The 401-nt window shown below is 36.4% G+C and carries 1 protein-coding gene; it reads right to left on the minus strand.

The genetic code is table 11. The features are described 5' to 3' along the window. A partial coding sequence (locus tag FCS21_RS17990; protein ID WP_138624553.1) for an ABC transporter permease occupies window positions 1-401 on the minus strand: 401 nt, incomplete at both ends.

Below are 401 nucleotides of genomic sequence, written 5' to 3' on the forward strand. Positions count from 1 at the left end.
ATTTCATCTATTTTCATCCCGCGATAATTTCTTAGTTTCTGGGCAAGTTCCGCTTTAAAAGCATCCATATCAACTCCTTTGTCAGGCTTTACAAGGATTACCGGCGTCAACGCATCATTATTATCACCGTACAACCTTCTTAAAAAATTCACTGGAATGAAAGCTGATGTATCATTACTATCCCCAAACATTCCTTCTCCTTGCTTTTTCAACATTCCAATAACTGTGAAACGCTGTCCGTAAAGACGAATGTTTTTTCCAATTGGTTCACTTTCACCAAAAAGACTTTTAGCAATATCAAAGCCAAGAACAATAACCGGAGCACCGGAATTAGATTCAGATTCATTATAAAATCTTCCTTTTTCAAACTCAAGACCTTGGATTTCTATGAATTCATGTGA

The sequence above is a fragment of the Colwellia ponticola genome (genome assembly GCF_005885605.1).
Taxonomy (GTDB): domain Bacteria; phylum Pseudomonadota; class Gammaproteobacteria; order Enterobacterales; family Alteromonadaceae; genus Colwellia; species Colwellia ponticola.